This is a genomic window from Methylophaga sp. UBA5088, from assembly GCF_002414625.1.
GTDB lineage: Bacteria > Pseudomonadota > Gammaproteobacteria > Nitrosococcales > Methylophagaceae > Methylophaga > Methylophaga marina.
Window position 1 is genome coordinate 8,650 of record NZ_DIAC01000048.1, and the last position, 6,594, is coordinate 15,243.

Here is a 6,594-nt window from a genome sequence, read left to right on the forward strand (position 1 = left end):
GCCGTACCCCCTGTGGCCAGGACATCATCTATGACTAGTATTTTATCGCCAGCTTTAATTGCGTCGATATGTGCTTCCAGAGCAGCTGAACCATATTCAAGATCATAGTCGATACGTTGAACATCGTAAGGTAATTTACCTGGCTTACGCAGTGGAATAAATCCAACACCCAATTCCCATGCTGCTAATGAACCAAAAATAAAGCCTCTTGCTTCCATTCCTGCGACAGCGGTTATCGCCTTTCCCTTGTATGGTTGAATTAATGCTGCTACACATTCTCTCAACAAGATGGGGTCCTGTACCAGAGGGGTGATGTCTTTGAACACGATGCCTGGTGAAGGAAAGTCATTAACATCTCTGATTTTAGCTTTTAGCTTTTCCATAATAATCTCATTGAGCGAAAAGGTGATTAGCGTCTATTATATCGGCAGTCATTGCCCGGTTTTTAATGACACAACAAATTAACCCAAAAGGAAGTATGTTGACTTTACACTCACGATTGATTTTTTCTTTTTTTATTATGTTGTCATCACTGTTTTTAAGCTCGTGCTTTAGCTGGGGTGGTGAAGAAAAAGATGTCGACATGACACCGCGATATTATGCACTGGACGTAGACCGCACAGATATAGCCTCTGACTTCCCAGCAGAGCGTGTATTACTGCTGAAGCCAGTCCGTGTTGTACCTCATTTCAGAAGTAAAACCTTAATCTTTCGAATCGGTGAAAATGAATATAAAGCTATTGAGCCTCATCAGTTTCTGGTTGACCCTGAGGTGATGTTCACCAATATCGTTAAACGCTGGTTACAAAAAAGTGGTCAATTCAGTCATGTGGTTACAGATGATTCTATACCCGCGGATTTTGTGATGGATGCCGCGGTCACGGCTTTTTACGGCGAAAAACGTCCTGCCTATTCTCCACAATCAGTCATTGAAATGCAGTTCTTTATGTCACCTGCCGACAACCCGGAAAAATTGTTATTTCAGACAGGGTTACGCGTGGATGTCGACATTGAACAAGCCACCCCGAGTCATGTTGTTACTGGCTGGAAACAAGGAACCGAAGAACTTCTAACGACTTTAGAGCAGGATTTAAGCGCATATTTTTCAAAAGTAGATGCTAGGTAGCATCTTGACTTTAGCGTGCAGGATATAGGCTTTAGTGGTAGGATAAGAGGTTTGGTGGTTTAGACACGTTTACCCGGATTCTGGCGTGAGTGTGTTTTCCAGAGCACGACGAAGAAGTTGGTGTTTTTCTCAACGTTGTGGCTGGAATTCTTTCGACTGGTTTCCTCTTCTGAAGCTGGTTGGTAAACCATACTATGTAGAACTGGCTACGCTACAAATGTGTTCAGAATAATCATACTGAGCAACAGCATTTGTAGCCTTATGCTTTATTTGGACGGTCAATAAATGAGTGAAATTGCCTTAGAACTGGATTCGATAGGTATCGAAACCGAGATGAAGCAGTCGTACCTTGACTACGCGATGAGCGTTATCGTGGGACGTGCGCTACCGGATGTTCGTGATGGATTAAAACCTGTTCATCGTCGTGTTCTCTACGCGATGAGAGAGCTAGGTAATAGCTGGAACAGCCCATATAAAAAGTCTGCCCGTATTGTCGGTGATGTTATCGGTAAATATCACCCTCATGGTGATACGGCTGTTTATGACACCATGGTACGTATGGCTCAGCCATTTTCCATGCGATACATGCTGGTCGATGGGCAAGGTAACTTTGGTTCAGTGGATGGTGACCCTCCGGCAGCGATGCGTTACACCGAAGTACGCATGGCAAAAATTGCTCATGAAATGCTGGCCGATCTTGAAAAAGAAACTGTTGACTTTGTTCCCAACTATGATGAGTCAGAGTCAGAGCCTGCGGTACTACCAACAAAAATTCCAGCACTTCTGGTCAACGGTTCTTCTGGTATTGCGGTGGGTATGGCAACCAATATTCCGCCTCACAACCTCACAGAAATTCTGAATGCCTGTATTGCTATTATCGACAATCCAGATGTCACAACACATGAGTTAATGGAATATGTACCGGGGCCTGATTTCCCGACTTCGGGCATCATTAATGGGGCTCGTGGTATTGCTGAAGCCTATCAAACTGGTCGTGGCCGAGTACACATTCGTGCGCGTGCTGACATTGAGACCAATGAGGCTTCAGGTCAACAAAGTATTGTTGTTAAAGAACTGCCTTACCAGGTCAACAAAGCCCGATTATTAGAAAAAATCGCCGAGCTTGTTAAAGATAAAAAAATTGAAGGGATCTCGGCATTGCGCGATGAGTCTGACAAAGACGGTATGCGCATGGTGATTGTCCTTAAGCGTGGTGAAGTCCCTGAGGTCATCCTTAACAATCTGTATCAGCAGACACAGATGCAAACTGTATTCGGCATCAACATGGTTGCGATTGTTGATGGACAGCCTCGTACGCTTAACCTGAAAGAAATTCTGGATGCCTTCATTCGCCACCGTCGTGAAGTCGTGACACGTCGCTCGATTTATGATCTCAGAAAAGCGCGTGAGCGTGCACACGTATTAGAAGGTCTGGCAACCGCATTAGCCAATATTGATGAAGTTATCGAGCTTATTAAAGCTTCTCCCAACCCTGCTGAAGCAAAAGAAGCTCTGTTAGCAAAAGGCTGGGCTTCAGGCATGATTCTGGAGATGTTAGGTGCTGCTGGCGCAGAAGCTTCTCGTCCAGAGGATCTGGCTGAACAATATGGCTTAGTGAACAATCTCTATCACCTATCGCCAGTCCAGGCACAAGCTATTTTGGATATGCGCTTACACCGCCTAACAGGTCTGGAACAAGATAAGATTCTGCAAGAGTACCGAGAAGTTCTGGAGGTCATTGCAGAGTTGTTAGCTATTTTGAGTGATCCGGATAATTTGATGGCGGTGATTCGTGAAGAGTTAGTTGCTATTAATGCCGAATACGGTGATGAGCGTCGTACAGAAATTCTGGCCAATCATCTTGATCTAACGCTTGAAGATTTAATTACCGAAGAAGAAATGGTAGTGACGCTATCACATGCTGGTTATGCCAAAACCCAGCAGCTTGATACGTATCAGGCACAAAAGCGTGGTGGTAAAGGTAAAGCGGCGACTGCCATGAAAGATGAAGATTTCATTGAGCATTTGTTTATTGCCAATACACATGACACGCTTTTATGTTTCTCCAGCGCCGGTAAAGTGTATTGGAAAAAAGTCTATGAACTGCCACAAGGAAGCCGCGCTTCACGGGGTAAACCCATCATTAACTTATTACCGTTAGAAGAAGGTGAGAAGATTAATGCTGTTCTACCTATTCGTGAGTTTGAAGCGGATAAATTTATTTTCATGGCGACAGCGTCAGGTACGGTTAAGAAAACACCTCTGGTAGATTATTCGCGCCCGCGTGCAAACGGCATTATCGCCGTAGATCTGAAAGAAGACGACCAGTTGATCGATGTGGCTGTCACTAATGGACATTCTGATGTGATGTTATTTAGTAATACCGGTAAGGTTATCCGGTTTGCTGAAACAGATGTCCGCTCAATGGGACGTGTTTCTCGTGGTGTACGTGGTATGCGTATCGGCGATGATGAGAAAATTATTTCTCTGATTATTGCTGAAGAAGATGGTGCCATTCTAACGGCGACCGAATTTGGTTACGGTAAACGCACTAATCTGGCTGAATATCGTGTACAAGGCCGTGGTGGACAAGGCATCATTTCAATTCAGACATCTGAACGAAATGGCTGTGTGGTCGGGGCTGTACAGGTCTGTGATGAACATCAAATCATGTTAATCACAAATGGTGGCACTTTGGTTAGAACACCGGTGAAAGATGTGTCTTTGGTCGGACGTAACACGCAAGGTGTTCGATTAATTAATCTCAGCAATGGTGAAAAACTCGTCGGTTTGGAACGCGTTATTGAAGATGAAGACCCAGATGTCGATTTAGCGATCGATGATGCGGATGATACTGACGAAACAACAGAAGAATAAATTTGAGAGCTTATAATTTTAGTGCTGGTCCTGCGATGTTGCCTGATGCCGTCATGGAACGGGCTCAGCAGGAAATGCTAGATTGGAATGGAACAGGTATGTCTGTGATGGAGATGAGCCATCGCGGACCTGAATACACTCGCATTGCTGAGCAAGCTGAAACTGATCTTCGTGAATTAATGGACATTTCTGATGACTACGCTGTGTTGTTTTTACAGGGCGGAGCATCGCTACAGTTCCCCATGATTCCAATGAACCTGTTGCGTGGAAAAAAAACAGCGGACTATTTCAATACTGGGGCGTGGTCTACCAAAGCCATCGCTGAAGCTAGACAGTTTTGTGATGTGAATATTGTTACAGATTCAACAGCTAACCATTTCACCACAATTGCCAACCCAAGCGAGTGGTCTCTGTCAGAACAGGCTGCGTATGTTCATTACACACCTAATGAAACCATACACGGACTTGAGTTTGCGGAGATTCCTGATGTTGGAGATGTGCCGTTAGTCGCCGACTTGTCATCGACCATTTTGTCGCGGCCGATTGATGTGTCGCAATTCGGTATGATCTACGCAGGTGCACAGAAAAACATTGGTCCTGCTGGTTTGTGCATTGTCATTATACGCAAGGATTTACTGGGTGATGTATTGCCTGGTACACCGACCATGCTCAACTACAAAACTCATGCTGATAACGGATCAATGTTTAACACACCAGCCACATATAGCTGGTATTTAGCTGGTTTAGTGTTTGACTGGTTGAAACAGCAGGGTGGATTAGAGGCAATGGCTGCACTAAACAAACGTAAAGCAGCTAAGCTATATGCCACTATTGATGGAAGTGACTTTTATAGTAATCCTGTCGATATCCGATATCGTTCGTGGATGAATGTCCCCTTTACATTGGCGGATGATAAGCTTGATAAACTGTTTTTGCAGCAAGCCGCAGAACACAAGTTACTGTCACTCAAAGGTCATCGAGACTTGGGTGGTATGCGTGCAAGCATATACAACGCTATGCCAGAGGCGGGTGTCGATGCACTGATCAGTTTCATGAATGAATTTGAGCGTAAGCACGGGTAATTATTGCCAATGAATGAAAAAGAAGCCTTAGCCAATATTCGTCAAGAAATTGATGATATCGATTTAAAAATCCAGCAATTGCTGAATGACCGAGCGGCGATGGCACAGGAAGTTGCCCGGATAAAAATGGATAGTGGTGAACAGGCCGACTTTTATCGTCCTGAACGCGAAGCGATGGTGCTAAGAACGGTGATGGAACGGAATGAGGGCCCATTAGCTTCTGCTGAGGTGGCCAGATTATTTCGTGAAATCATGTCTGCATGTCTGGCAGCTGAAAAACCTTTACAAGTGGCTTATCTTGGTCCTGAAGGCTCTTTTACTCAAGCGGCGGCTCAAAAACAGTTTGGTGGCAGCGTTGAGCTTCATCCGATGAGTACCATTGCCGATGTTTTTCATGCTGTTGAAACCTCGCATGCCTGTTACGGCGTAGTGCCAGTAGAAAATTCAACCGAAGGTATGGTCTCGCATACCTTAGACCGGTTTATTTCCTCACCGTTAAAAATTAATGGTGAAGTCACATTACGTATACACCATTATTTACTCAGTAAAGAGAAGCGGCTCGAAGATATAAACAAAGTTTATGCTCATCCTCAAGCCATCGCGCAGTGTCGCCAATGGCTGATGGAGCAACTACCTGAGGCTGAGTTGATACCGCTCAACAGTAATTCCGAAGCTGCCAAGCGTGTTGCAGCAGAACCTCAAAATACCGCCGCTATTGCTGCGAATCGTGCAGCAGATATTTATGGTTTATCCATTTTAGCCAGTAATATCGAAGATGAGGTCGATAACACGACACGCTTTTTGGTGATTGGATCACAGAATGTTGGACCTTCAGGTGTTGATAAAACAGCGCTTTTAGTCGCGACCAAGAATAAACCTGGCGCTTTGCAGACTCTGTTAAAACCATTAGCGGATTACAGCATCAGCATGACCCGTATCGAGTCGAGACCCTCGAGAAAAGGTATTTGGGAATATGTTTTTTTTATTGATATTGAAGGACATATTGACGAGCCAGCAGTAGCATCAGCGTTGACTCTATTAGAGAATGAGTCATCCATGTTTCGCATTTTAGGTTCTTATCCAAAGGCAGTGTTATGAGCAAAGAACTTATCCTCGCCAATCCACGTGGCTTTTGTGCCGGTGTCGATAGAGCAATAGATATCGTAGAGCGCGCACTGGAGTTGTTTGGTGCCCCCGTTTATGTGCGTCATGAAGTGGTTCATAATCGCTTTGTGGTCGATGGTCTTAGAGACAAAGGCGCTATTTTTGTCGAAGAAGTGGATGAGGTCCCCGACGGAAGTACCTTGATTTTTAGTGCTCACGGCGTATCGAAAAAGGTGCAGAGTGAGGGGAAAAAGCGTGATCTAAAAGTGTTTGATGCGACTTGTCCTTTAGTGACTAAAGTGCATATGGAAGTGTCACGTTATGAAAAACAGAATATGGAATGTATTCTGATTGGTCATGCAGGACACCCCGAAGTAGAAGGGACTATGGGCCAATACACATCAA

At 44.6% G+C, this 6,594-nt stretch carries 5 protein-coding genes and 1 pseudogene; 5 read left to right on the forward strand and 1 reads right to left on the reverse strand.

What is annotated here, in order from left to right:
* Nucleotides 1-389, reverse strand: a 389-nt coding sequence (locus B4K20_RS06260; protein WP_289282317.1) for an adenine phosphoribosyltransferase, incomplete at its 3' end; no start/stop codon positions are given.
* A 59-nt stretch (nt 390-448) separates the two neighbouring features.
* Between B4K20_RS06260 and B4K20_RS06265 the strand changes: the two genes are divergently transcribed.
* The 5 genes and pseudogenes from B4K20_RS06265 to ispH form a co-directional block, all read left to right on the forward strand.
* Nucleotides 449-1,126: an ABC transporter gene (locus B4K20_RS06265; RefSeq protein WP_289282275.1), complete on the forward strand. Its 678-nt coding sequence runs from the start codon at nt 449-451 to the stop codon at nt 1,124-1,126.
* A gap of 285 nt (nt 1,127-1,411) precedes the next feature.
* Entirely contained in the window at nt 1,412-4,003 is a 2,592-nt protein-coding gene (gene gyrA / locus B4K20_RS06270; RefSeq protein ID WP_289244755.1) for a DNA gyrase subunit A, read from the forward strand.
* A gap of 2 nt (nt 4,004-4,005) precedes the next feature.
* Nucleotides 4,006-5,085, forward strand: a complete 1,080-nt coding sequence (gene serC, locus B4K20_RS06275) for a 3-phosphoserine/phosphohydroxythreonine transaminase (protein WP_289282276.1) — start codon at nt 4,006-4,008, stop codon at nt 5,083-5,085.
* Nucleotides 5,086-5,094: 9 nt separating this feature from the next.
* Nucleotides 5,095-6,183 (forward strand): prephenate dehydratase, encoded by a 1,089-nt coding sequence (pheA, locus tag B4K20_RS06280; RefSeq protein WP_289282277.1) that lies wholly within the window; start codon nt 5,095-5,097, stop codon nt 6,181-6,183.
* A pseudogene (gene ispH, locus B4K20_RS06285) lies at nt 6,180-6,594 on the forward strand (4-hydroxy-3-methylbut-2-enyl diphosphate reductase); the annotation flags it as partial. The gene pheA and the pseudogene ispH, both read left to right, overlap by 4 nt.